Raw genomic sequence first — 25,616 nt, 5'->3', positions numbered from 1 at the left:
AAAGACTAGTGCAAATGCTCTGGAAGGCGCCCTTCGGGGCGCTTTTTTTCCTTCAGCATTTCGCGCAGCGCCGCGATTTCATTGCGCGCGCTGACGATGCATTGCGGGTTGTTCTTGCCGCCTGGCGGGGCGAATTCGACAGCCGCCAGGATGCTGGCCTGGATGGCGGACAGTTTGTCGAAGGCTGCCAGCGGTAGGCCCGCATCTTCGAAGTCGGCCATCAGGTGCTTGGCGGTGCAGTAGACAGTGGCCTTTTCGAACTTGGTATAGGCCTGCAAGGCCATTTCGGTCAGGTCGCACAAACGGTCGGTCAGCAACAGAGCATCAGTCATCACACTTCCTCCCTTGGATCGCTTGGGAACAATGTAGCACTTGGTTGAATACAAGCCAATAGCCTTGCAGCTGTTCCATTCATGCAACGTTGGCAGCTGATTCACTTGTCATAAATGAATTATTTCTTTGTGAGTTCAATTGTGCGAGGTTAGTATTTTTTCGCGGCACCAAATAAAAATCGTTAGAGAGATCGGAATTCCTATGAAACGCACCCTCATCGCCAGTGCTGTTTTACTGGCAACATCGCAAGCTTACGCACAAACCGCCGCTCAACCAGCCGCCGAAGAACAGCAGACCGTGGTCGTGCTGGGCTCGCGCGCAACCGCCAAGACCGCGCTGGATACCGCCGCGCCGGTTGGCCTGATCAACGCCAAGGATTTGCAGACTGCCGGCCCGCTGGAACTGGGCAAGCTGCTGCAGACCCTGGACCCGTCGTTCAACTTCTCCACCACCTTCATCAGCGACGGTACCGACATCATTCGCCCTGCGACCCTGCGCTCGCTCGGCCCTGACCAATTGCTGGTGCTGGTGAACGGCAAGCGCCGCCACCAGCAGGCGCTGGTGAACGTGCAGCAAACCATCGGCCGCGGTTCGGCCGGTACCGACATCAATGCGATTCCGCTGTCGGCCATCCATCACATCGAAGTGCTGCGCGATGGCGCGGCCGCCCAATACGGCTCGGACGCGATCGCCGGCGTGATCAACATCGTGCTGAAGTCGAACGTGAACGAGACCGCCCTCAGCGGCCAGGTCGGCACCACCAAGGAAGGCGACGGCGACATGGTCTCCGGCAGCGTGAACCGCGGCTGGGCGCTGGGCGAAGACGGCGGCTACATCAACCTGTCCCTGGAAGGCCGCAAGCGCGACGAAACCAACCGCGCCGGCCCAGACTCGCTGCGCGTCGATCCACCGCGCGTGACCCAACGCATCGGCGACAGCGACGCCAGGGATGCCTACCTGTGGTGGAACGCGGCGCTGCCGGTCGACAAGGCCAGTGAGTTTTACAGCTTCGGCGGCGTGTCCAAGCGCAAGGGCGATTCGTCCGGCTTCTTCCGCTCCAAAGGCGATGGCCGCAACGTGCCTGCTGTTTATCCGGAAGGCTTCCTGCCGAACATTCGCACCACCGTGAAGGATGCATCGTTCGCCTTCGGCTATCGCCGCGACCTGCCGAACGACTGGAAGGCCGACATCAGCATCAACCACGGCATGAGCGAGCTCGATTTCCACGAGAAGCAGACCATCAACGTCTCCTACTGGTACGAGCCGAAACCGGGCGGCGGCATCTACGCCGAGTCCCCGTTCGAAGCCGACACCGGCAAGCTGAAATTCAACCAGACCACCTTCAACGCCGACGTGAAGGGGCCGGTCAAATTCGGCAGCGAAGAAGTGTTCGTGGCGACCGGCTTCGAATACCGCCGTGACAACTACGAGATTGTCGCAGGCGATCCGGTGTCCTACCAATACGGCCGCACCAACAACCCTGCAATCACCATCCTGAACCAGAATGGCGGCGTAGCGGCTTCCGGCACCCAGGGCTTCCCTGGCTATACCCCGGCCACCGCAGTGGACGAGGGCCGCCACAACATCGCCCTGTTCCTTGACACCGAATACCATCCGGTCAAGGACCTGCTGCTGGGCGCCGCCGTGCGCTACGAGAAGTACTCCGACTTCGGCAACACCGTCACCGGCAAGTTCAGCGCGCGCTGGGACCCGACCAAGCAATTCGGCCTGCGCGGCAGCGTATCGTCCGGCTTCCGCGCGCCAGGCGTGCAGCAGAAGTTCTACAGCTCGGTATCGACCAACCTGAACCAGGCTGGCCAACTGACCGAAACCCTGACCGCGCGCGAGGGCAGCGCTGTGACGACAGCACTGGGCATCAAGCCGCTGAAGGAAGAAACCTCGCGCAACGCCTCGGTGGGCATGGTGCTGCGTCCAGCGTCGAACATGTCGCTGACCGCTGACCTGTACCAGATCAAGATCAAGGATCGCATCGTGTTTTCCAGCGAGATCTCGCCAGAAGCCGGCGGCGGCCCGATCGCCAACGTGCTGAACCCGCTGGGCGTCGGCCAGGCGCAGTTCTTTACCAACGCAGTCGACACCAAGACTCGCGGCCTGGACATTGTTGCCGACCACACCACCAAGTTCACCTCGTCGACGCTCGTGCTGTCCGGCCAGTTAGGCTTCAACAAGACCGAAGTGACCAAACGCCACTCGCCATCCAGCTTGCTGACCGGCGATCAGTTGTTCAACCAGGCGCAGGTGACTTTGATCGAACGTGGCCAGCCCCGCAAGCACCACGTTGTTGCAGCCGACTACACCATCGGCCAATGGAATGTGAATGCCCGCGCCAACTACTACGGCGAAGTGCAGGGCGAAGGTTTCAGCCCGCTGCAAACCTGGGACGCGAAATGGATCGTCGACTCGAGCATTCGTTACAGCTTTAGCAAGAAGACCACCCTGGCCTTCGGCGTCAACAACCTGTTCGACACTTACCCATCCGAATGGACCAATGGCGGCGACTTCCCGAAACTGGGCTTCAAGTACTGCTGGGAAACCTGCCCATTCGGCGTGAATGGCCGGTCGATGTACCTGAAGTTCGATACCGCTTTCTAAGCAAGTTGGTACTTCCCGTTGCAAGCGCCCCCCGGGGCGCTTTTTTTTGAAAGTCGGGGTCAGGTCTGGCAATCCGCCAATCGTTAAAGTATGGTAGTCAGACTTTTACCTTTTTTGTCATAAGCAAATAAGGACTTCGTTGTTGAGATATCATGCGATTGCGCATACCCTAGCGGATCTTGGAAGGATTTCGCATGGATCTGTCGTTCATCGTTTCTGGTTTTGTCGTAGGCCTGCTCGTCGGATTGACCGGCGTTGGCGGCGGTTCGCTCATGACGCCGATCCTGACCTTGATGTTCGGGGTTTCGCCCTCGGTGGCGGTTGGCACTGACCTGGCCTTTGCCTCCATTACCAAGACTGCGGGAACGGCCACCCATCGCCTGCGCGGCACCGTGCGCTGGGATATCGTGCGCCTGCTATGCTATGGCGCCCTGCCAGCCGCCCTGGTGGCCACCTATGGCCTCAAGCATTTCGGCGCGCTCGACAAGCAAATCGGCCATTTGATCCGTTTGTGCATCGCCGGTTCCGTCATGCTGACCGTGCTGGCGATCCTGTTCCGCGGGAAAATGCTGGCATGGATGCTGGCCCACCCGGATCGACAGTTGCAGGGCAGGGCGCTGAGCAGCGCCACTATCATTGCAGGCGCCGTGCTGGGCACCCTGGTCACGATTTCCTCCATCGGCGCAGGTGCCGTTGGCGCCACCCTGCTGGTACTGATGTACCCCCGCCTCACCCCGGCCGAAGTGGCCGGCACCGACATCGCCTACGCCGTGCCGCTGACTGCCATCGCCGCAGCAGGGCATTGGTGGCTCGGTTCCATCGACTGGACTTTGCTGCTGACTTTGCTGGTCGGCTCCGTGCCTGGTATTACCATCGGCTCCTGGTTCGCCAAGTCCGTGCCAGAACGCATCTTGCGCGGCATGCTGGCGACAGTCCTGGTGACTGTTGCCGCCAAACTCGTTGCATGACTGCCGATTTGGCATCTAAGCAAATAAAAAAAGGGTAGTTTGGTTTATAACGCATGAATGCGAACATGCGCTCCTGTTAGTCGAAAATGTAATAAGGGAGCAAGCATGTCAGCAGTTGCGTTGCCGACAAGAACGCCGGCAGGCGAGGTCAAAGCCCGCAAAGCGCCATACCGCGTGATGCCCGGCTTCAACTTGTCGCTTGGTTTCACCATTCTGTACCTGACCCTGATCGTCCTGATCCCGCTATCGGCGATCTTCCTCAAGACTTTCACCATGACCTGGGATGGCTTCTGGACGGCCGTCACCTCGGAACGCGTGGTCGCCTCATACAAGCTGACTTTCGGCGCATCCTTCATCGGCGCCTTGCTGAACGTCTTCTTTGGCGGCATCGTGGCATGGGTGCTGGTGCGCTATCAATTCCCGGGCAAGCGCATTGTCGATGCACTGGTCGACCTGCCTTTCGCGCTGCCGACAGCCGTTGCCGGCATCACCCTGACCGCCTTGTATTCCTCCAACGGCTGGTTCGGCCAATATATCGAAGGCGTCCTGGGCATCAAGGTCGCCTTCACCCCGCTGGGCGTGGTTGTTGCGCTGACCTTTATCGGCCTGCCTTTCGTGGTGCGCACCGTGCAGCCGGTGCTGGAAGACGCTGAACGCGAACTGGAAGAAGCGGCCGCCAGCCTTGGTGCCTCGGCCTTCCAGACCTTCCGCCGCGTGGTATTCCCGACCATCCTGCCATCGCTGCTGACCGGCTTTGCACTGGCCTTTGCCCGCGCCACCGGGGAATTCGGCTCTGTCATTTTCATCGCTGGCAATATGCCGCTGGTGTCAGAGATTACACCGCTGTTCATCATCACCAAGCTGGAACAGTACGACTACGCCGGCGCCACGGCCATCGCCGTGGTCATGCTGGTGGCTTCTTTCCTCATGCTGTTGACGATTAACCTGCTGCAGGCATGGTCTCGCGGGAGGAACGCCAAATGAGCGCATCGGTAACGCCAATCCGCCGCGGCGAACTGCCGCAACGCCATGACGTGCTGGAACCGCGCTGGGTGCGCTACGCGCTGATCACCGTGGCGCTGACGTTCCTGACCCTGTTCCTGTTCGTGCCGCTGGTGGCAGTATTCACCGAAGCGCTGAAAAAGGGCTGGGACGTGTATGCCAGCGCCATCCTGGAAGACGACTCGATTGCCGCCATCAAGCTCACGCTGTTGACGGCCGCAATTGCGGTGCCGTTCAACCTGGTGTTCGGCGTGGCAGCTTCCTGGGCCATCACCAAGTTCGAATTCCGCGGCAAGAGCCTGTTGCTGACGCTGATCGACCTGCCGTTCTCGGTGTCGCCAGTGATTTCGGGCCTGATCTACGTGCTGCTGTTCGGTGCCCAGGGCTGGTTCGGACCATGGCTGGCGGAGCACGACATCAAGATCCTGTTCGCCGTGCCGGGCATCGTGCTGGCGACCGTGTTCATCACCTTCCCATTCGTGGCGCGCGAACTGATTCCGCTGATGCAGGCCCAGGGCAGCGAGGAGGAAGAAGCGGCCGTGGTGCTGGGCGCAAACGGCTGGCAGACCTTCTTCCGCGTGACCCTGCCGAACATCAAGTGGGGCCTGCTGTATGGCGTGATCCTGTGTAATGCGCGAGCCATGGGCGAATTCGGCGCGGTGTCGGTGGTGTCGGGCCATATCCGCGGCGAAACCAACACCATGCCGCTGCAGGTCGAGATCCTCTACAACGAATACAACTTTGCCGCCGCCTTTGCCGTGGCCTCGCTGCTGGCATTGCTGGCGCTGGTCACCCTTGCAGTGAAAACCTTTATCGAATGGCGCCTGCACGAAAATTACGGCGACGACGCCAAGGAGCATTGATATGACGATCGCAGTCAAGAACATCAACAAGCGTTTCGGCGACTTCGTCGCACTGGACAATGTATCGCTCGACTTCCCGCAAGGCGAGCTGACCGCGCTGCTCGGCCCATCGGGCTGCGGCAAGACCACGCTGCTGCGCTGCATCGCCGGCCTGGAACACCCGGACTCGGGCCAGGTGCTGCTTGACGGCTCGGACGCGTCCGACCGCCACGTGCGCGAGCGCCAGGTAGGCTTCGTGTTCCAGCACTACGCGCTGTTCAAGCACATGACCGTCTTCGAAAACGTGGCCTTCGGCCTGCGCGTCAAGCCGCGCAAGGAACGTCCATCGGAAGAGCAGATCCGCCGCAAGGTGAAAGAGCTGCTGGAGCTGGTGCAGCTGGATTGGCTGGCCGACCGTTACCCGCCGCAGCTCTCCGGCGGCCAACGCCAGCGTATCGCCCTGGCCCGCGCGCTGGCCGTTGAACCGCGCGTGCTGCTGCTCGACGAACCGTTTGGCGCGCTGGATGCCAAGGTGCGCAAGGAACTGCGCCGCTGGCTGCGCCGCCTGCATGATGAACTGCACGTGACGTCGATCTTCGTGACCCACGACCAGGAAGAAGCGCTGGAAGTGGCCGACCGCGTGGTGCTGATGAACAAAGGCCACGTCGAGCAACTGGGTTCGCCGGACGAGGTGTACAACCATCCTGCGTCGCCGTTCGTGTACGGCTTCCTCGGCAACGTCAACGTCTTCCACGGCCGCGTGCATGAAGGCGTGCTGGCCAGCGACGGCGTCGAATTCGACGTGGAAGGCCACGGCAGCGGCAAGGGCACGGCGTACATTCGCCCGCACGACCTGGAGGTCGAACGCTATGTGCCGGGGGCGGAGGGCATCGTGGTCAAGCTGCGCCGCGCACACGCCATCGGCCCATTGGCCCAGCTCGACCTGGAGCGCGCCGACAATGCCCAGATCATCGAAGCCACGATCTCCAATGAACGCTATATCCAGCTTAACCTGAAAGACGGCGAAACCCTGGTGGTGCGGCCCAAGCGCCTGCGCGTCTTTGTCGATGAAGGGGCACATGCATGAACTTCCAGCAATTACGCTCCGTGCGTGAAGCGGCTCGCCGCAACTACAACCTGACCGAAGTGGCCAATGCGCTGTTTACGTCCCAGCCGGGCGTGAGCCGCCAGATCCGCGAACTGGAAGATGAACTGGGCGTCATCATCTTCGAACGCAACGGCAAGCGCCTGACCGGCCTGACCGAGCCTGGCAAAGGCATCCTGAAGATCGTCGACCGCCTGCTGGTGGAAGCGGAAAACCTGCAGCAGGCCAGCCTGGAATTCACCGGCCAGAAAAGCGGCACGCTGACCATTGCGGCGACGCACACCCAGGCACGCTATGCTTTGCCGAAGGCGGTGTCGCATTTCCGCAATGCGTTCCCGGACGTGCGCATCGCCTTGCAGCAAAGCGCGCCGGACCATATCGCCGAATGGGTCCTGTCGGGCAAGGCCGATATCGGCATTGCCACTGAAGGCCTGTCGCAATTCCCCGACCTGGTGTCCTTCCCATGCTACCGCTGGAGCCACCTGGTGGTGGTGCCCGATGGCCACCCGCTGCTGACACGTTCGCCGATCCGCCTGGAAGACCTGGCCGAATACCCACTGATCACCTACGACGTCGGCTTCACCGGCCGTGGCCACATCGATGCCGCCTTCGACAAGGCCGGCGTGCGTCCCGACATCGTGCTGACCGCAATGGATTCAGACGTCATCAAGCAATATGTAGCGCTTGGCCTGGGCGTTGGGCTGGTGGCCTCCATGGCGTTTGACCATGGCCGCGACAAGGGCCTGCGCGCCATTGAGGCATCGCACCTGTTCGCAGCGAATACCACCCGGCTGGCGGTGCGCAAAGGGGCTTACCTGCGTACCTACGCTTATGAATTCATTTCGCAGTTTGCCCCTGATTTGACGCGCGCCGAGATCGAACAGGCCATGCTGGGCTGCGAGGCCTAGAATTCCTCCCAGCCGTCGGCCGTCCCATTGGCCGCGACGGCGCCACGCTTCAGCTTTGCCGGAGCAGCAGGGAGGGCGGCTGCACGCGGCTTGAGCTGGGTGACCACGGCACTGCGGCGGGCCGGCATCGCTTCCTGCACCGATGCGGCGAGGCGGAACACGCTGACGGCCTGCGACAATGACGCAGCCTGCTCCTGCAAGGCGCCTGCTGCTGCGGCAGCTTGCTCCACCAATGCGGCATTTTGCTGGGTGGCGCTGTCCATCTGCACCACGGCCGCATTGATCTGCTGCAGGCCCGAACTCTGTTCGCCGCTGGCAGCCGAGATTTCACCGATGATGTCGGTCACCTGCTGAACGCTGTTGACCACTTCGCCCATGGTGGCGCCGGCCTGGTCGACCAGCCGGCTGCCTTCCTCGACCTGGGCCACCGAGTTGTCGATCAGCTGCTTGATCTCCTTGGCCGCATTGCCGGCGCGCTGCGCCAGGTTGCGCACTTCCGACGCAACGACGGCAAAGCCGCGGCCCTGTTCGCCGGCACGCGCCGCTTCCACGGCCGCATTCAGCGCCAGGATATTGGTCTGGAAAGCGATGCCGTCGATGACCGAAATGATTTCCACGATCTTGTAGGCCGACTCGTTGATGGCGCTCATCTTGTCGACCACCTGTGCTACCACCGCGCCGCCGCGCCGGGCCACTTCCGAGGCGTTCCCCGCAAGCTGGTTGGCCTGCCTTGCATTGTCGGCGTTCTGGCGCACGGTGGAAGTCAGTTCTTCCATCGACGAGGCGGTTTCCTCCAGCGAGCCGGCTTGCTGCTCGGTGCGCGCCGACAGGTCCATATTGCCGGTGGCGATTTCCGACGAGGCGGTGGAGATGGAATCGGTGGCGCTGCGCACGTTGCCGACGATGCCAACCAGGCTATTGTTCATTTCACGCAAGGCCGCCAGCAGCTTGCCGGTTTCGTCCTGCGAAGTGACGTCGATTTGCTGCGTCAGGTCGCCGGCCGCCACGCTTTCGGCGATGCGCACCGCACGGCCCAGTGGGGCGGTAATGCTGCGCACCAGCCACCAGCCAATGCCGGTCGCCAGCGCCAGGCCGCCGGCGAGCATGCCAATGACCACCAGGCGGAAGCTTGCGTAGCTGGCCTGCGAGGACTCGTAGACCTGTTTGCCGACATCCATCTGCAATTGCACGAGATGGTTGATCAGGTCGCGCACCGGCAGGAAGCTCTCTTTCATGCGGCCGTGCATCTGCGCCTTCATCTTTTCCATATCGCCGGCACGCCCGGCTTCCAGGGCCGGATTCATCCCCTCCTGGAGGAAGCTTGCATGGGCCGCGGCAAAGCGTTCCGCCAGCGATTTTTCTTCATCCGTCATCTTGGTGGCGGCGTAGGCTTTCCAGGTACTGTCGGTTTTGGCCAGGCCTTCTTCGACAGTCTTGACCATTTCCGGCAACGCTGCCGGACCGACGGTGAGGGCGTCGGACATGGCCAGCTGGTTGCGGTTAATCGTGCGGATGACTTCCTGTAACTGGCCCAGCGCGACGAGCCGGTCTTCATAGACGGTCTGCAGCGATGCATTCGTGTTGGCGAGGCTGGCGATGCCGGCAATGCCGATCACCGTCATCATGACCGACAGGATGGCCAGGACCGCTACCAGGCGGGCTTTGATTGTAAGGTTGTTCAGCATGTACGGCTCCGGCCCGCGCAGGTGCGCCGGCATTGTAGGGGGGAGTTCAACATGCCGCGTGGGCGAGGCGGCGGGCTTCGGGGGTGTTTGGGCCGGCCATGCGGCACCCCGGAACCCGATGCTAACAACAAGGTTCCCGCTAGGCAAGTGAGATTTGGTGAGAATGTGGCGTATTCGCCGCCGCCGGAGCGCGCACCGCGCCGTTCGAATGTCGGCTTGCCAATGACGCTTCCCCGACAAGACGGAAAGCACAGGCAGCTTCCGACAGCACGGCGGACTGCCGCTGCATGGCAGCTGCAACGCCGGCTGCCTGCTCGACCAGCGCAGCATTGCGCTGCGTGTCCGCATCAATCTGGATGAGCGCCCCATTGAGCTGGTCGATGCCAACGCTTTGCTCATGGCTGGCCGCGGTGATCTCGTTAATGGTGTCGCCAACCTGGTGCACGGCCTGCACGACCTCGCCCATGATGGCATGCGCCGCTGCCACGGCGGCATCCAGTTCAAGCAGGCCGGCCTGCAGTGGAGCGCACTCCGCGGCGCCGCTGACCTCTTCCAGGCCGCGCGACGCCTGCCTGATCGCCTCCATTTTGCCAAACACCAGGAACACTGCCGCCCCGCCGCGCGTCGTGGCATGCGACGCGCGCTGTGCCAGATGATTCGCCTGCCGGGCATTGTCGGCATGCTGGCGCACGATGCTGGCCAGCTCCTCCATCGACGCCGCGGTTTCCTCCAGTGATTTCGCCTGGGACGCGGTCCGTTGCGAGAGATGCAGGCTGCCGCAGGCAACCTGGCCTGAGGCAGCAGCGATGTCCTGCGCAGACTGGCGCACGTGGCCGGCCATGGCAGCGAGGTTCGCGTTCATTTCCTTTAGCGCGGCGAGGAGCTTGCCAGTTTCGTCATGCGTGCGAACCTCGATCTGTTGCGTCAGGTCGCCCCGGGCAACGGCTTGCGCGATCGCCACAGCGCGGTTCAAGGGAACGGTAATGCTGCGCACCAGCCACCGGCCTACGACTGCGACCAACACGAAGCCTGCTGCCAAAAGGGCAGTCACCAGCGTGCGCTGCCTGGCGTAGTTTGCCGCGGACATTGCATATTGGACCCTGCCATGCTCCAGCTGGTAGGCGATCAGCTTGTCCATCTCGATCCGGATCTTTGGAAACATATGTTCTATAGGCCCGTTCACCAATGCACGCATGGTCTCGATATCGCCGGCTTTTCCGGCCACCAGGGCAGGGGCCAGGGCATCGAGCATGAAATGCTTGCGCGCCGCGTCGAATCGTTCGGCGATTTCCTTTTCTTCTTCGGAGGCGAAGGATGCGCTGTACTGCTGCCACAGGCGGCTGGTGGCATCGCGATCCTGTTCGATCTGCTCGATCGCCGCCGGCAAGGCAGCGGGGGCCGAATTCGCAGCGCGGTGAAGCGCGAGCTGGTTGCGCAGCATGATGCGCATCATGTTGTCGAGATGGCCAAGTGACATCAACCGTTCTTCATACACGGTGCGCAAGGCGTCGTGGTTTCTGCCAAGGCCGGCCAGGCCGGCGCCCCCAACGGCAAGCAGCAGGATGGACAACATGGAAAGGACGGCAACAAGCCGCGCCCTGATGGTCAGGTTCTTGAACATGTCGATTTCTTATTGGGGAGTTTGACAAGGCCGCAGGGAGGGGGCGGCAAAGAATCAGGGACGGCATGGCCTGCGGGCGCAGGCAACCTGAATGGGGAATAGTATCAACAACATTCCCGCGCAGCAAATGAATTCATGGTCAGGAAAAGGCCTGACCTTGCGGTTACTGGCCCGGGTTGGGCAGCCTGGCGTGGATTGCGTCGACTGCCGCCACGACCTCCGGCGACAGCCGCACGTCGAAGGCATCGATGTTTTCCTTGAGCTGCGCCAGCGTGGTGGCGCCGATAATGGTCGAGGCGACGAACCAGCGCGAGTAGCACCATGCCAACGCAAGCCGGGCTGGCGTCATGTCGTTGTCGCGCGCCAGTTTTGCGTACTGCGCAACCGCCTCCAGCACGCCTGGACGCAGGTAGCGCGGGCTCCAGGTCGGCGGGAAGATCGTCAGGCGGCCGTGCGCCTTCGGGTCGTCGTGGTATTTTGCCGTGAGCTGGCCGAATGCCAGCGGGCTATATGCCATCAGGCTTACTTGCTCGCGGAAGCAAGTCTCGGTGAGGAAGCTGGTTTCGACATGGCGCGCCGTCAGGTTGTACAGGTTCTGGATAGTGGCAATGCGCGGCAAGCCCTTCATCTCGGCTTGCTTGACGAATTCGGATACGCCCCAACTGCTTTCGTTCGACACGCCGATATGGCGGATCTTGCCTTCCTTGATCAAGTCGCCCAGCACTGCCAGCGTTTCTTCGACGGCGATGCTGTGGCGCTCTTTTTCAGGATCGAACTGGCTGGCGCCGAAGATCGGCACATTCCGGCTTGGCCAGTGCAGCTGGTACAGGTCGATGCAGTCCGTCTGCAGGCGCTGCAGGCTGGTCTCCACGGCAGCGCGGATATTGGACGCGTTGTGGTTGCTCTTGCCCTTGCGGATCCAGTGCATGTAAGGGTTGGGGCCTGCAATCTTGGTCGCCAGCACCACGCTGGCGCGGCGGCCGGACTTTTTCAGCCAGCTGCCGATGAAACGTTCGGTATCGCCCTGGGTCGCGGCGGACGGCATGACCGGATACAGTTCCGCCGTATCGATGAAATTGATGCCGCGCTCCAGAGCATAATCTAGCTGGGCGTGCGCGTCCGCTTCCGTGTTCTGCTGGCCGAAAGTCATCGTGCCCAGGCAGATCTTGCTGACTTTCAGGTCGCTGCGTCCAAGGGCGATTTTTTCCATGTTCAGGCTCGCAAGGCGTCCGCGCAATCGCGTACCAGCGCCGGGCCGGCGTAGATCAGGCCGGAGTAGAGCTGTACCAGTTGCGCGCCGGCTTCGATCTTGGCCCTGGCGTCCTTGCCCTGCATGATGCCGCCCACGCCGATGATCGGCAGCGCATCGCCCAGTTCCGCTTTCAGCAGGCGGATCACGTTGTTGGACAGTTCGAATACCGGTGCACCGGACAGGCCGCCGGCTTCAGCGCCGTGCTGCATGCCTTCCACCGCAGTGCGGCTCAGGGTGGTATTGGTGGCGATCACGCCGTCGATCTTGTGGCGCAGCAGCGCGTCGGCGATATTCTTAACCTGGTCGCCATCCATGTCGGGCGCGATCTTCAGGGTCATCGGCACGTAGCGCTTGTGCTGGTCGGCCAGGCGCAGTTGCGCTTGCTTCAGCTGCGACAGCAGGCCGTCGACTTCCGACGCGCCCTGGAGCTGGCGCAGGTTCTTGGTATTCGGCGAGGAGATGTTGACGGTGACGTAGCTGGCGTAGGGATAGACTTTGTCCAGGCAATGCAGGTAGTCGTCGACCGCGCGCTCGATCGGCGTATCGGCATTCTTGCCGATGTTCAGGCCCAGCACGCCCTCGCGGTTCTGGTAGAAGCGCGACGACTGCACATTGGCCACGAAAGCATCGACTCCCCCATTATTGAAGCCCATGCGATTGATGATGCCTTGCGCCGCAGGAATGCGGAACATGCGCGGCTTCGGGTTGCCCGGCTGGGCGCGCGGAGTCACGGTGCCCACTTCAATGGAACCGAAGCCGAGGTCGGCCAGCGCGTCGATGAAGGCGCCATCCTTGTCCAGGCCAGCGGCCAGGCCGACCGGGTTGCGGAAGGTCAGGCCCATGACGGTGCGCGGATCGTCTTTCGGACGGCGCACCATGGCGCGGGTCAGGCCCAGTGCGGACAGGCGCTTGAGTGCCGGCAGGGTGAAATGGTGGGCGGATTCCGCGTCCATCGAGAACAGGATGGGGCGGGCGAGGGAGTACAGGAATTTGTCGGACATTGTGGGCAGCTTTGGTGTATTTTTGTAGCATTTTACACTGCGCTCCCTGGAGGACCTTCCGTGATCAAGCCTGGACTTGCCTTGCTGGCCTGCCTTTCCCTGCCCGTCGTTGCCGCCGAAAACCCGCTCTCCGCCGCCATTGCGCGCGACTACAAAGCCAGCCTGGAGCCCCTGTTCAACCACTTGCACGCCAATCCAGAGCTGTCCTATATGGAAGTGCAGACGGCCGCGCGCATGGCCAGGGAATTGCGTGCAACAGGCTTCGAGGTGACAGAAGGCGTGGGCAAGACCGGCCTGGTGGCCATACTGCGCAACGGCAAAGGCCCGACCGTGATGGTGCGCGCGGACATGGATGCGCTGCCCGTGGAAGAGAAATCGGATGCGCCGAACGCCTCCAAGGTGAAGGTCAAGGATTCGAGCGGCAACCTGGTACCGGTAATGCATGCCTGCGGCCACGACGTGCACATGACCAGCCTGGTCGGCACGGCCCACCAGATGGCGGCGCACAAGGGCGAGTGGAAAGGCACCTTGATGCTGGTCGGCCAGCCGGCCGAAGAACGCACCGGCGGCGCGCTGGACATGATGGCCGACGGCATCTACAAACGCTTTGGCAAACCGGATTACGCGCTGTCGCTGCACGTGGGCGCCGACATCGAAGCCGGCAAGATCGAGGCCAGCGAGGCGCCGTTTTCCGGCGCCGACCTGATGGAGATCGTGGTGCACGGCATCGGCACGCACGGCGCCAGTCCGCATACAGGCAAGGACCCGGTCGTGATCGCATCGCAGATCGTGCTGGCGCTGCAAACCGTGGTCACACGCGACATCGCCCCGCGTGAAGCGGCCCTGATCACCGTCGGCTCTTTCCACGCCGGCACCAAGGGCAATGTGATCAGCGATACGGCGCGCCTGGAGCTGACCGTGCGCTCGGAAAGCGACGAGACGCGCGCCAGGCTGCTGGAGGGAATCAAGCGCGTGGCCGAGAACACCGCGCGGGCTGCAGGCGTACCGGAAGACAAGCTGCCGGAAATCCGCCACACCGACCGGCCCGTGCCGCCAACCCTGAACGACAAAGCGATGCTGCAGCGCTTGCGTACCGTATGGTCCAGCAAACTGGGTGAGGGCATTTTCGACAAGGGCTACCAGCGCGGCAGCATGGTGGGCGAGGACTACGCCCACTTCATTTACGGCCAGGGCATCCCGAGCGTGTATTTCATGGTGGGCGGCACGCCGGCCGCGCAGGTGGAAGCGGCACGCGCCGGCAAAGGCACGATTGCCTACAACCATAGCCCGCTGTTCCGCGCCGATGCGGAAAAGTCGATCCAGACCGGCGTGTTGGCAACTACGGTTGCGCTGCTGGATTTGATGAAGATGTGAGCGGTCCCCACACGCCCTTGATGCGGGCTTCCAGGGGCTGGAACTTGATCTTGTAGTTCATCTTCGGGCTGTCTTCGATCCAGTAGCCCAGGTAGACGAAATCGAGCCCCAGCTCGTGCGCCTGCGCGATTTGCCACATCACGTTGTAGGTACCGAACGACGCACCCGGCACGTCAGGGTCGAAGAAGGTGTAGACCGACGACAGGCCATCCGACAGCACGTCGATGATCGACACCATGCGCAGCGTGCCATCGGGCTCGCGGAATTCCACCAGGCGCGTATTGACCCGGCTTTGCAGCAGGAACTGGGCATACTGGTCGCGCGAATCCTGGTCCATGCCGCCGCCCGCGTGGCGGGTGCTCTGGTAGCGCAGATAGAGCTCGTAGTGCTCATCCGAGAAGGACAGGCTGGCAACACCCGCCTCCAGGTTGCCGTGGCGCGCCCAGGCGCGGCGCTGGCCGCGTGTCGGCTTGAAGCCGGCGGCCACGACGCGCACCGGAATGCAAGCCTGGCAGCCGTCGCAATATGGACGATAAGTAAAGATGCCGCTGCGGCGGAAACCGTTCTTCACCAGCTCCGAGTAGACGTCGGCGTTGATCAGGTGCGAGGGCGTTGCCACTTGCGAACGTGCCTGGCGCGCATCAAGGTAGCTGCACGGATAAGGCGCCGTTGTATAAAACTGCAACGTTGCGAAGGGAAGGTCGTTAAGCTGCGTCATGAGTCATATCATAACGCGTCCGCGGCTTAAAACGGTGCGACAGGGCACCAATCGCGTATCTGTGGCATCACAATACTTTTCTGCAAGTGCGCGATGAAGTCCTTGCGCGGGATCGGCCGAGCGCCGAGCGATGCCAGGTGGCCGGTCTCCTGCTGGCAATCGATCAGCTCCACGCCGTGCTGTCGCAAAAAATGCACGAGGTAGGCCAGGGCCACCTTGGAACCGTCGGTGACGCGCGCAAACATCGATTCGCCGTAGAACATGGTGCCGATGGAAACGCCGTAGGCGCCGCCCACCAGTTCGCCGTCAAGCCACAACTCGGAGGAATGGGCGAAGCCCTGCTGGTGCAGGCCGGTGTAGCCGGCGATGATGTCTTCCGAAATCCAGGTGCCGGGGCCGTCGCGGCGTGGTGCGGCGCAGGCGCGCATCACCTGCTCGAAGGCGCTGTCGAAACGCACTTCCCAGCGCTGGCCGTCGCGCGCAATCTTCCTCAGCGTCTTGCGCAGGCTGTCGGAAATCTTGAAGTCGGCGGTGTGCAGCACCATGCGCGGATCGGTGCTCCACCACAGGATGGGCTGGCCCTCGGAAAACCAGGGGAAGATGCCGCGCTGGTAAGCGGCCAGCAGCCGCTTCGGCGACAGATCAGCGCCGGCGGCCAGCAGGCCCGGCGCGTCCGTGGTCAAGGCTTCGGAGACGTCGGGAAAGGGCGTGTTGACGTCGAGCCAGGGAATCATGTGTCGGATGACTGGCGCATCGGCTGGGTAATGTCCTGGGTATGGAAGCCGTAGCTGCCGCTTTCGCGCATTTTGGCGCGGTCGGCAAAGAAGAATTCCAGCGTGGTGCGGATGGTGGGGAAGGCCAGCTCATCCCATGGGATTTCCGCTTCCGTGAACATCTTCACATCCAGGCTTTCTTCGCCCGGCGCAAAATCGAGGTCGCGCAGGGTGGCGAGGTAGAACATGTGCACCTGGTGCACGCGCGGCACGTTGAGCAGGGTGTACAGGCTGCCAAGGTCGATATTGGCGCCGGCTTCTTCTTCGGTTTCGCGCTGGGCTGCCTCGGCGGTGGTTTCATTGTTTTCCATGAAGCCGGCCGGCAGGGTCCAGAATCCGCGGCGCGGCTCGATCGCGCGCTTGCACAGCAAAACTTGCAACTCGCCATCACGCTCCCAGACCGGGACCGTACCGATCACCATTTTGGGATTTTGATAATGGATTGCCGAACAGTTGACGCAAACATAACGCGGCCGGTTGTCGCCGGCCGGCACCATCAACTCAACAGGGTGGGCGCATTCTGAGCAAAATTTCATAGGGTCTACTGTACACCGAACGGCTCGTTGCCGGAATTCAGCGAAATATATTCGAGCTATCGTAAGAAGAAGTGGGATAAATATTGCCTAAATTGGCGAGACGCCCTATAATACTCGCATCAGACGCGGGGTGGAGCAGTCTGGCAGCTCGTCGGGCTCATAACCCGAAGGTCACAGGTTCAAATCCTGTCCCCGCAACCAGAATTCAGAAGAAACCGTCATCAGCAGCTAGCGATGACGGTTTTTTTTCGTCTTTTTACGCCGCTGCGTGGGCCTGGCGCAGGAAATCCAGCACTTCGTCGCTCATCATGCGGCCGGCACGGAGCGCCGGCTCGCTTTCGAGCGCCTCGCGGAAGCGTTCACGCACGCCCGGCGCATTGCCGACCATATCGGTGAACAGTTCAAACCAGCGCTGGGCCAGCGCACGTGCTTCAGGCGCCGATGGCGAGGGATTGGCGGCCATTTGCGCGCGGATTTCGCCGATCAGTGCCGGCCATTCGTGGGCGCGGGTGCGGAAATGCTTGTGCATGGTCTCGATTTCCTCCGGCCGCATATATTTGGCATACAGCGCCAGTTTGCCTTGGCCGCTGGCCGCCGCAATATAGTTGCGCATCTCGAGCGTCACGCCGCTTTGCTTGCGGTATTCCTCTTCGCGCGACCACATATTGTCGAGCCGATGCATGATGTCGACACTGTGGCCGGCCTGGCGGCTGAAGGTCGCCATCCATTTTTCGGCCAGCGCTTGAACCGCAGGATCGGACGGCGGGATGCCCGCCGCCATTTTCTGCCCTACGGCTTCGATCAATTCCGACCACTCTTCGGGCGCGGCTGGGTCGTTGTAGATTGGCAGTTGAGCCAGTTCTTCCTTGGTAAAGTATTTGTCGTACACGGTCATTTGCTCCAGTGTGGTTAGCCAGGTGGCCAGTTCCGGCTCCTCGCCCGCCAGCAATTGCCCGCGCAGGGCCGTCAACTGCTCGCGCAGTTTGGCGGCTTCGGCGATTTGCCGGTCGAGCGAATCGATCTGGCGGGAAATCAGGTCGGGCAGGGAAGAGCCGGGCTTGGCCAGGAAGTGACCGATGTCGGCCAGCGCCATGCCGAAACGGCGCAGCGCCTGCACCTGGTGCAGGCGCGCCACGTCGTCGCGGTTGTAGAGGCGGTAGCCGGCGTCGGAACGTCCCGAAGGCTTGAGCAGGCCGATGCTGTCGTAATGGTGCAGGGTGCGCACGGTCAGGCCGCAACGGCGCGCCAGTTCACCTACTTTCAACATCATCTTCCCGCTCCTTTCTTCGTTACGTTACTGCCATGCTGGAGCCTCACGCTAGGTGAGGGTCAAGCGCTGCGTGCAAAAAGATGATGGTAAGCGATCCATCCCTTATGATGTTGGACATGCAACGTTTGTTTTTACTCATCGCGACCCTGCTGCTTGCCGTCCTGTGGCGCGCCGACAGCGGCCACGTGCCGAATGCCCATCCCGCGCTGGCCATGCTGCCCCTGCAGATGGCCTGGGCCTGGGAGCGGCCGGAAGACCTGCGCTGGCTGCCGGGCGATGCCGGGGTGGCGTTCGTCGCCTCCAGCATCATGCTGCAAGGCGATGAAGCGCTGGTGCGTCCACGCACCGCGCGCCTGTTGATGGAGCCTGCCACGGCGCGCGTGCCGGTGCTGCACGTCGACATGTCGGGACGCGAGCCGCCGGCATTGAACGAAGCGCAGCTACAGGCCATCGTCAAGGAACTGCTGCGCATTGCGCCGGGAGCCAACCGCCAAGTAGTGCAGCTCGATTTTGAAGTGCGGCGCTCGCAGCGTCCCTTCCTGGCCCGCACTGTCGCCGCCATCCGCCGCAGCTTGGCGCCCGACATGGCGCTATCGGTGACGGCGCTGGCGTCCTGGTGCCTCGACGATGCCTGGCTGGCCGAAGGCATGGCTGACGAGGTTGTGCCGATGGCCTTCCGCATGGGACAACAGCAGCACGAGCTTCGCCAGCGCCTGCGCTGGCAAGGATTCACCCAGCCCTATTGCCGCCAGGCCGCCGGCTACGCGACCGATGAACCGCGGCTGCGCCGGCTGGCTCCGCGCAGCTATTATTTTTCCCCTCGTTCCTGGACGGCTGCGCAATGGCAAGCCCTCCATGCACCAACCAAGGTCCGCTCTCCATGAAACGTTTCTCCAGTTTGCGCCAGTTCGCAGCCATGACCGCGCTAGTCGTCCTGCCGCAATATGCTTTCTCCAGCGGCTTCGATGGCTTCACCTACAACCTCTACGCCAATGAACTGATGGTCGCACCGCGCGCGCTGCCCCAATACGCGGCCGGCAACCTTGGCGTGCTGTCGAGCAGCTACTGGCGCGTCTATCTCTACCTTGCTTACCAGGCAGCCAAAGGGCGCGGCCTCACGCCGGCGCAAGTGGCTTCGCTCCATGTGTGGGATTGGCATGTAGGCGAAGGCCACAGGGCCTGGGACTACGTCGGCAACGCGGAGAAGAATGGCAGCGGGGAGTGGTTCAAGGCGCGTACGCCGCTCGCAGTGCAGGCAGGCTTGCCGGCCGAGGTCGAAGTCAGGATCACTGGCAGCGAAGACTGGGGCAGCTATGTGAATTGCCACTCCGATGCCTTCCGCCGCGCCGCCGCGACCGCAAAGGCGCGCGCGCAACTGGGCCCGGGCGGCAAGCCTGACCAGTGGTTCAAAGCATGGCTGGAAGGGCAGGACGCGGTATTTGCCAATTGCGGCTTTACAGGCGGACCATCGAGTCCGGTGCTGCCGCCCGCGATACCGGAGAACGCGCCCGCATGGCTGAAGGCAGACCGCGCGTATCAGGAAGCGGCAGCCAATTTCTATTCGGGCAACCTGGAAGCCGCGCGCCGCCAGTTCCAGGCCGTGGCGCAGGATGCGAACTCGCCCTGGCAGCCGCTGGGCGCCTACCTGGCAGCACGATGCCTGATCCGCATGGCCACGCTGCAAAGGGAGGGGGCAGGAGACAATCGTATCGCCAGGTTCAGGCAGGCACGCGAAGAGCTTGAAGCGCTGGCGCCTTCCTACGCGCCAGCAAGGCAAATGATGCTCCTGATCGACGCGCGCCTCGATCCCTCAGCGCAGGTGAAGGTGCTGGCGCGCCGCCTGGAGCAGGAACCTTTCAGCGCCGACACGCCGCGCATGCTGAGCGACTACCTGCTGCTGCTCGACAAGCTGCCGCGCAATGAAATGATCGAAGCCAGGGAGCCGCTGACGGCATGGATCGGCACCATGCAAGGCGACTCGTTCGGTTGGTATGACAGCAGCGACAATCCGGAAGTGAAGGAGCGCCGCAAGCTGGCACTGGAGGTGACGCGCCAGCAATGGCAGAAGCATGGAGACGCCCTGTGGCTGGCACCCCTGCTGACATTCGCCCGGCCCGGTGAGCTTGGCGAGGCAGAAAAGAAGGCCGCCGCGGCAGTGCCCGCCGGCCATCCGCTCTACCAGACAATGCAATACAACCTTGTGCGCCTGGCTGTTTCTGAAAACCGCCTGGCGCAAGCGGACAAGGACGTCGACCGCCTGCTGGCAAGCCAGGGCAAGGCCATGTCGGTGGCAACCACCAACCGCTTCCTGGCGCTGAAAATGCTGACGGCAAGTACGCTGGACGGTTTTGTCAGGGCCGGGCGAAGAGTCCAGGACCCCGTGGAACGCGGCGCACCGATCGATGATGCGGCAAAAGATCCGGAAGGAACCGACGGCGATTTTTACGTGGCGGTCTACCGCTACCTGCCGATGGCCAGCCTGAAGGCGCTGTACGCCCACCCCGGCCTGCTTCCGGCCTCGAAAGTGGAGCTGCGCGAGGCCATCTTCACGCGCGCCCTGATTGCCAATGACGAAGCGACCGCGCTCTCCCTGCTGGATGGCGTCGCCGAAGGGCGCAAGACTACCGCACATTTGTACGCGCGTTATCGCAAGGCTGCCAGCGGAGCGGAACGCAAGCTGGCCGCGGCGCTGATCCTGGTGAACACGCCGGAACTGCGGCCGCATGTGATCAGCAATGCAGCTGTCGGCAACGATGTCTACGGCAAACCGGTCAGTATCGGCGAGCGGCCGGCACCGGCGCCGCGCTTCCTGAGCGAGGAGCAGCGCGCCGAAGCAGAACGCGAGCAGCAAAGCTTGCGCCAACTCTCATTGCGTTCGATTTTCCTGGCCCCGACGCTGATGGCATGGGCTTCGGCCAAGCCGAATGACGCGGAGGCGCCGAAGGCCTTGCATCTGCTGGTGGCATCGATGCGCAACGAAAGCCCCTGGGTCTATGCTGCCGAGGAGCGCTTGCCTGCTCAAACGGAGTTGCGCAACAAGTACTCCAGGCAAGCTTTCGCCATGTTGCACAAGCTGTACCCGAACAGCGACTGGGCCAGGAAAACCAAATACTACTACTGAGGCTAGCCCTCGAAGGCCAGGCTGGCCCACAGGTGGGCCGCCGCCATCGTGCGGTGCGGGGAGTAGCGCTGCAGCAGGGCCTCAGTACGCGCCATGTCAGGCTTGCTCTCTTCGCCCAGCAACCGTTGCAGCGCCGCGCGGATGGCCACGTCGCCATGCAGCGAGCAGTCGGCGAAGCCGTAGCCGCGCAGGAGGGCGTAGTTGACAGTCCACGGCCCGATGCCTTTCACCGCCAGCAGGTTTTGACAGATCGCCGGGATCGGATTTTCCTCGCGCTCCTCGATATCGAGCTCCCCGGCCGCAACCAGCTGGGCGAAGCGGAGCAGGGTTTCAGCCTTGGCGCGCGAGAATTTGCGGGTGGTCAGGTCTTCCACGGCGAGCCTGGCCACATCCGCCGCCTCGGGATAGCACCACAGACCAGCCTTGTGCTGGCGCCCCGCCTGCAAGATGAAGGTGCGGCGCAAGGCGATGGCGAAGGACAGGTTGATCTGCTGGCCGATGATGGCCCAGGTCAGCGCCTCGAACACGGTTGCCGACTGCACGATCCGCAGGCCAGGCTGGCGGGCGACCAGCGGGCCGAGCAGCTCGTCCCCGCGAGCAAACGCAACGAACGGTGCGGGATCAATGTGAAGGCCGAGGATGTTGCGGGCAGCGGCTTCGATGCGCGCCGCCAGCGCCGGAGGAATCTTACGGGCACGCGGCAGGTCAATGTCGGCATCGCAGACGGCGGAACGTGCGCGGCCCTTGGGCATCGCGATGGCCAGCAGCACCGGCACGCCATCCAGCAACATGCCTTTGCGGATCGCATCCGGACTCACTTGTTCCGCGACACTTTCGGCATCGCGGCTATGGAAGGCCAGTACGTCCTGCACCCGGTACGCGGCGGGCAGGGCCAGTGAAAATGTATGCTTCATGCAGCCTCGGTATTCCGCATCCAGGGCAGTTTGACCTTGTAACCGGTGACCAGCATGGTGCCGGCAATGACGATGGCCGCGCCGGCAACCGTGTACCAGCCCACCACTTCGTGCAGGAACAGCGCACCCCACAGGATGCCGAACAAGGGATTCAGGAAGGTAACGGTCAGCGCCGAAGTCGGCCCCACGTCGCGCACCAGTCCAAAGTAGAGCAGGTAAGCGATGCCACTGCACAGCACACCCAGCGCCAGGGCAGCGCCCATGATGCCGATGGTCGGCTCGCCCGGTTGCGGGAAGATCGCCAGGGACGGGATGGTCAGCAAGGCCGCAGCCCACATGCTGCCGTGAGCGTTGGCGAAAGGCTCAACGCCCTGCGCCGACCTGGCCACCTTGGTATAGGTAGTGGCGATGCTATAACTGAAGGCAGCCAGGGTAGCTGCGGCGATAGCCAATCCGGCGCCATCCTTGCTGCTCACATGGTCGAAGCCGACCAGCATCGCCACGCCCGCCGTGCCCAAAGCCAGCCCAAGCATTACTCGCCCCGAAATCATATGGCGATGCCACACGGCGCCGACGATAGCGCCCCAGATCGGCGCGGTCGCATTCAAGACCGACAGCACGGAAGCGGTCAGCGTCTTCGCCGCAAAGGCGAACAGCAGGAAGGGCAGGGCAGAGTTGAAGAAGCCCAGCACCAGGTAATGCCTCCAATGCTGGCCCAGGTCAAGCCGCTTGCGCAGCACCAGCGCCACCACGGCCAGGAAGACCGCCGCGAACGTCACCCGATACTCGATGAGTACACCCGGCCCCAGCACCGGCGCCGCAATGCGCATGAACAGAAAGGAGCCACCCCAGATGGCAGCCAGCAAAATCAGTTTAAGAAGGTTCGCAGTATTCATATTGTTCAGTTCGTGTCACACCATGGGGTCACACCCCGAGTGTGACACGAGCTCGTCTGTAACATGGTTGAGCCCGTGTCACACTTGGGGACTCGGCCTCCCCGTGATGACCCCATGGTGTGACACGGGCTGGGCTGTGGCAAGCTGATTCTTGCTATTGAATTCATGTCGGGCAGGCGGGGCCGGGGGCTGTGGCCAGGGCGGCGGCGTGGTTGATCTGCAGGACTTCGGGAACGCCGTTTTTTACCGCCGTCATTTCGGCCAGGATGGAGATCGCGATTTCGGGCGGTGTCTTGCTGCCGATGTACAGGCCGATCGGGCCGTGCAGGCGGGCGATCTGTTTCTCGGTCAGGTCGAACTGCAACAGCCGTTCGCGCCGCTTGTTGTTGTTGGCGCGCGAGCCAATGGCGCCGATGTAGAAGGCGTCGGACTTGAGCGCTTCCATCAATGCCATGTCGTCCAGCTTGGGGTCGTGCGTCAGCGCGACCACGGCGCTGCGCGAGTCGAGCTGCATCTCCAGCACCAGGTCGTCGGGCATGGCGTGCACCAGCGGCACTTCGGGCAGGGCCCAGCCGGCGCGGTATTCTTCGCGCGGGTCGCAGACGGTGACGTGGTAGTCCATGGCCGTGGCGATCTGTGCCAGCATGCGCGATAGCTGCCCGGCCCCAATGATCAGCAGCCGCCAGCGCGGGCCATGCTGGGTGACCAGCAAATCGCCGCTGCGTTCCAGCACCGCGCCGGGACGGGCACGTTCGAGGGTGACGGCGCCGTTGCCCATGTCTAGCGTGCGCGCCACCAGCTGGTGCTCCGCCAGTCGTTCCAGCAGCTCGTCAATGCGGCTGTGCGGGCCGAGGGGTTCCAGCGCCAGTTCGATGGTGCCGCCGCAGGGCAGGCCGAAACGGTGGGCTTCGTCGGCCGTGATGCCGTAGCTGACGACCTCCGGCAACTGGCGCACGATGCCTTCCTTGCGCACGCGCTCGATCAGGTCGTCTTCGATGCAGCCACCGGAGACCGAGCCGACTACGCGCCCATCGTCGCAGATGGCCAGGGTGGCGCCGATCGGGCGCGGGCTGGAGCCCCAGGTGCGGATGACCGTGACCAGTTCGCAGCGGTGTCCCGCGGCCAGCCAGGCGGAGCAAGTCTTGAGTACTTCGAGGTCGATGCTGTCCATGCATCGAACTATAGCAAGGGTCAGCGCTTTTTGCAGACGGCCCTGAAGGCCTTTTCCGGCAGGCTGTCGGGGGCGATCGTTTCGGGATCGTAGGCTTCGTATTTGAAGGTGCCTACCGGCTCGCCGTTGCCCAGGACGTCGGCGTGGAAGGTCTGGCTGAGCAGGGTGCGGGTGCCGGCCTCGCAGGCATACAGGTGCAGCGAGCGCACCGAGAGATACATCTTGCCGTCGGGCGCGGTTTGCGGCTTGCGGAAGGTTTCCATGGTCCAGGCCTTGCGGCCTTCGGCAGCGCTGCGCACGGATTTGCTGTCGAGCAGGAGGGTGCTGTCCTTGTCCCTGGAGACGGTGGTCCAGGGCCCCGCCAGCGCCACGCCGGGCGCCAGGGCGAGCATCAGGACCGCTGTTTTCATGGCAGCAGCGGGCGCTTGGCGGCCTGCTTGGCCTTGATTTCGGAAACGCTGCGGTCTATCGCGGCCAGGCGGACGGTGACGTTCGGGTGGATCGCGGTGTAGCCATTCAGCGCCGTCGCTGGATACTGGCCGGACAGGCGTTGCCAGAAGTTGCGTGCATTGCCGATGTTGTAGCCGGCGCGCGCCAGCATGTACAGCGCCAGGTTGTCGGCTGCCACGTCGTAATCGGCAGGCATTGGCCGTACGCCGGCTGTTCCGACCAGCATGGTCAGGTCAGGCCGCACCGATGCCAGGTTGTCGATGATGCTGGCCATGGTGGCGGTGCTGCGCATGGTGCCGGCGTGGCCGAGAATGTTGTGCGCCAGTTCTTTCGCCATGACGTAAGCCACGGCTTCATCGTTCTGCGCGAAGTTGATCATGCCGCGCGTCAGCATGACGCGGCTGCCGTCGTTGTAGGCGTTCACATTGTCCGAGTTGCCCAGGTCGACGCGGAAGGCGCAGGCGCGGGTGACGGGCACGTTCAGCGTCTGGCTGTTGCCATTGCGTGCAATGGTCATGCTCAAGGTGGCGCTGTTGGCGGTCAAAGGACCGAAGACGGCTGCAGCCTTGCTTTCGGCATCATGGCCTTTCGGCAGCGGCTTGCCGCCAGCGGCGATCAGGTCGTCGCCCTTGCGCAGGCCGGCCTTGGCGGCGCCGCTGCCAGCCAGTACGCCGGACACTTGCAGTACATCGTCGTAGCCCAGCACGGCGGCCGATGCGTCGCCGTATTCGCCGGGATAGGAGTATTTGTTCTTGGCGGTGAACCCAAGCAGGTTGCGCGCCTGCGCCTTGCACAGGTCAGCGTTATTGATCAACAGCGGGGCGGCGATGCGGTACAGGCGTTCCTGCAGGCTGGCGATCACCTTCAGGTTGTCGCGTGCGGCCTGCATCTGCGGCGTCACCACCGGGGCAACTGGCGCCGACGGCGGCGTTGGCTGAGCCGGGGCGGCCGGCTCGCTGCCGGATTGAAAAGTTGAACAGGCTGAGAGCAGGAGCGAGGCCGCAATCGCGGGCCAGGTAAGCGGCGAATTCGAATTGTAGCGTTGCTCTACTGCCATAAATAT

The 25,616-nt window shown here is 62.9% G+C and carries 23 protein-coding genes and 1 tRNA gene; 10 read left to right on the top strand and 14 right to left on the bottom strand.

All coding sequences use genetic code 11. From position 1 onward, the window contains the following. Positions 1-5: 5 nt before the first annotated feature. Complete coding sequence (locus ACN9MY_RS25285) at positions 6-332, bottom strand: hypothetical protein (protein WP_426163942.1); 327 nt, start codon at positions 330-332, stop codon at positions 6-8. 202 nt (positions 333-534) lie between these two features. Here ACN9MY_RS25285 and ACN9MY_RS25280 point away from each other — a divergent pair, with 202 nt between their 5' ends. The 6 genes from ACN9MY_RS25280 (at position 535) to ACN9MY_RS25255 (ending at position 7,771) form a co-directional block, all read left to right on the top strand. Beyond that, a complete protein-coding gene (locus ACN9MY_RS25280) occupies positions 535-2,946 on the top strand; it encodes a TonB-dependent receptor plug domain-containing protein (RefSeq protein ID WP_426336297.1) in 2,412 nt (803 codons plus the stop codon). A 194-nt stretch (positions 2,947-3,140) separates the two neighbouring features. Next, positions 3,141-3,914: a sulfite exporter TauE/SafE family protein gene (locus ACN9MY_RS25275; protein WP_426163938.1), complete on the top strand. Its 774-nt coding sequence runs from the start codon at positions 3,141-3,143 to the stop codon at positions 3,912-3,914. A 105-nt stretch (positions 3,915-4,019) separates the two neighbouring features. Continuing rightward, positions 4,020-4,898, top strand: a complete 879-nt coding sequence (gene cysT / locus ACN9MY_RS25270; protein WP_426336296.1) for a sulfate ABC transporter permease subunit CysT — start codon at positions 4,020-4,022, stop codon at positions 4,896-4,898. Beyond that, entirely contained in the window at positions 4,895-5,779 is an 885-nt protein-coding gene (gene cysW / locus ACN9MY_RS25265; protein WP_426163933.1) for a sulfate ABC transporter permease subunit CysW, read from the top strand. The genes cysT and cysW overlap by 4 nt, the downstream gene beginning before the upstream one ends. A 1-nt stretch (position 5,780) precedes the next feature. Beyond that, positions 5,781-6,845: a sulfate/molybdate ABC transporter ATP-binding protein gene (locus ACN9MY_RS25260; protein WP_426163930.1), complete on the top strand. Its 1,065-nt coding sequence runs from the start codon at positions 5,781-5,783 to the stop codon at positions 6,843-6,845. Further along, positions 6,842-7,771, top strand: coding sequence for a CysB family HTH-type transcriptional regulator (locus ACN9MY_RS25255; RefSeq protein ID WP_426163928.1), 930 nt, complete (start codon positions 6,842-6,844; stop codon positions 7,769-7,771). The genes ACN9MY_RS25260 and ACN9MY_RS25255 overlap by 4 nt, the downstream gene beginning before the upstream one ends. Here ACN9MY_RS25255 and ACN9MY_RS25250 read toward each other — a convergent pair. The 4 genes from ACN9MY_RS25250 to ACN9MY_RS25235 all read right to left on the bottom strand — a co-directional run bounded on the left by ACN9MY_RS25250 (position 7,768) and on the right by ACN9MY_RS25235 (position 13,330). After that, the gene (locus tag ACN9MY_RS25250; RefSeq protein WP_426163925.1) at positions 7,768-9,456 is read right to left on the bottom strand and encodes a methyl-accepting chemotaxis protein; all 1,689 of its coding nucleotides are present in this window, start codon (positions 9,454-9,456) and stop codon (positions 7,768-7,770) included. The genes ACN9MY_RS25255 and ACN9MY_RS25250 overlap by 4 nt on opposite strands. 139 nt (positions 9,457-9,595) lie before the next feature. After that, the gene (locus tag ACN9MY_RS25245) at positions 9,596-11,077 is read right to left on the bottom strand and encodes a Tar ligand binding domain-containing protein (protein ID WP_426336295.1); all 1,482 of its coding nucleotides are present in this window, start codon (positions 11,075-11,077) and stop codon (positions 9,596-9,598) included. A gap of 163 nt (positions 11,078-11,240) precedes the next feature. Continuing rightward, positions 11,241-12,287, bottom strand: a complete 1,047-nt coding sequence (locus ACN9MY_RS25240; protein WP_426336294.1) for an aldo/keto reductase — start codon at positions 12,285-12,287, stop codon at positions 11,241-11,243. A 2-nt stretch (positions 12,288-12,289) separates the two neighbouring features. Continuing rightward, positions 12,290-13,330 carry a quinone-dependent dihydroorotate dehydrogenase gene (locus tag ACN9MY_RS25235; protein WP_426336293.1) on the bottom strand — a complete coding sequence of 347 codons (1,041 nt, stop codon included), beginning with the start codon at positions 13,328-13,330 and terminating at the stop codon, positions 12,290-12,292. A gap of 60 nt (positions 13,331-13,390) precedes the next feature. Here ACN9MY_RS25235 and ACN9MY_RS25230 point away from each other — a divergent pair, with 60 nt between their 5' ends. Next, positions 13,391-14,704 (top strand): amidohydrolase, encoded by a 1,314-nt coding sequence (locus ACN9MY_RS25230; protein WP_426336292.1) that lies wholly within the window; start codon positions 13,391-13,393, stop codon positions 14,702-14,704. Here the strand turns inward: ACN9MY_RS25230 and ACN9MY_RS25225 are convergent. From ACN9MY_RS25225 to ACN9MY_RS25215, 3 genes are read right to left on the bottom strand one after another with little or no spacing between them, the layout of a single operon-like run. Continuing rightward, positions 14,670-15,422 carry an arginyltransferase gene (locus ACN9MY_RS25225; protein WP_426163915.1) on the bottom strand — a complete coding sequence of 251 codons (753 nt, stop codon included), beginning with the start codon at positions 15,420-15,422 and terminating at the stop codon, positions 14,670-14,672. The genes ACN9MY_RS25230 and ACN9MY_RS25225 overlap by 35 nt on opposite strands. Before the next feature lie 26 nt (positions 15,423-15,448). Next, entirely contained in the window at positions 15,449-16,156 is a 708-nt protein-coding gene (aat, locus tag ACN9MY_RS25220) for a leucyl/phenylalanyl-tRNA--protein transferase (RefSeq protein ID WP_426336291.1), read from the bottom strand. Beyond that, entirely contained in the window at positions 16,153-16,731 is a 579-nt protein-coding gene (locus ACN9MY_RS25215) for an NUDIX hydrolase (protein WP_426163911.1), read from the bottom strand. The genes aat and ACN9MY_RS25215 overlap by 4 nt, the downstream gene beginning before the upstream one ends. A 124-nt stretch (positions 16,732-16,855) precedes the next feature. On the opposite strand from ACN9MY_RS25215, the gene ACN9MY_RS25210 reads away from it, so the two are divergent. After that, positions 16,856-16,932: transfer RNA gene (locus tag ACN9MY_RS25210), tRNA-Met, on the top strand. 55 nt (positions 16,933-16,987) lie between these two features. Here the strand turns inward: ACN9MY_RS25210 and ACN9MY_RS25205 are convergent. After that, the gene (locus ACN9MY_RS25205) at positions 16,988-18,001 is read right to left on the bottom strand and encodes a MerR family transcriptional regulator (RefSeq protein WP_426163909.1); all 1,014 of its coding nucleotides are present in this window, start codon (positions 17,999-18,001) and stop codon (positions 16,988-16,990) included. Between the two features lie 116 nt (positions 18,002-18,117). Between ACN9MY_RS25205 and ACN9MY_RS25200 the strand changes: the two genes are divergently transcribed. Beyond that, positions 18,118-18,885 carry a hypothetical protein gene (locus ACN9MY_RS25200; protein WP_426336290.1) on the top strand — a complete coding sequence of 256 codons (768 nt, stop codon included), beginning with the start codon at positions 18,118-18,120 and terminating at the stop codon, positions 18,883-18,885. After that, positions 18,882-21,122, top strand: coding sequence for a hypothetical protein (locus ACN9MY_RS25195; RefSeq protein ID WP_426336289.1), 2,241 nt, complete (start codon positions 18,882-18,884; stop codon positions 21,120-21,122). Before ACN9MY_RS25200 ends, ACN9MY_RS25195 begins: the two co-directional genes overlap by 4 nt. Before the next feature lie 2 nt (positions 21,123-21,124). Here ACN9MY_RS25195 and ACN9MY_RS25190 read toward each other — a convergent pair whose 3' ends face one another. From ACN9MY_RS25190 to ACN9MY_RS25170, 5 genes are all read right to left on the bottom strand, one after another. Further along, entirely contained in the window at positions 21,125-22,036 is a 912-nt protein-coding gene (locus tag ACN9MY_RS25190) for a DNA-3-methyladenine glycosylase 2 (protein ID WP_426336288.1), read from the bottom strand. Continuing rightward, positions 22,033-22,932, bottom strand: coding sequence for a DMT family transporter (locus ACN9MY_RS25185; protein WP_426336287.1), 900 nt, complete (start codon positions 22,930-22,932; stop codon positions 22,033-22,035). The genes ACN9MY_RS25190 and ACN9MY_RS25185 overlap by 4 nt, the downstream gene beginning before the upstream one ends. Before the next feature lie 163 nt (positions 22,933-23,095). Beyond that, positions 23,096-24,103: an XdhC family protein gene (locus tag ACN9MY_RS25180; protein ID WP_426163899.1), complete on the bottom strand. Its 1,008-nt coding sequence runs from the start codon at positions 24,101-24,103 to the stop codon at positions 23,096-23,098. Positions 24,104-24,123: 20 nt separating this feature from the next. Continuing rightward, positions 24,124-24,513 carry a surface-adhesin E family protein gene (locus tag ACN9MY_RS25175; protein WP_426318994.1) on the bottom strand — a complete coding sequence of 130 codons (390 nt, stop codon included), beginning with the start codon at positions 24,511-24,513 and terminating at the stop codon, positions 24,124-24,126. Continuing rightward, positions 24,510-25,610, bottom strand: a complete 1,101-nt coding sequence (locus ACN9MY_RS25170; protein ID WP_426318993.1) for a M48 family metalloprotease — start codon at positions 25,608-25,610, stop codon at positions 24,510-24,512. Before ACN9MY_RS25170 ends, ACN9MY_RS25175 begins: the two co-directional genes overlap by 4 nt. Between the last annotated feature and the right edge of the window lie 6 nt (positions 25,611-25,616).

It is taken from the genome of Pseudoduganella sp. R-31 (assembly GCF_049913235.1).
Lineage (GTDB): Bacteria > Pseudomonadota > Gammaproteobacteria > Burkholderiales > Burkholderiaceae_D > Rugamonas.
Note: the sequence above shows the minus strand (reverse complement) of the source record. Positions and strands in the feature narration are given on the sequence as shown.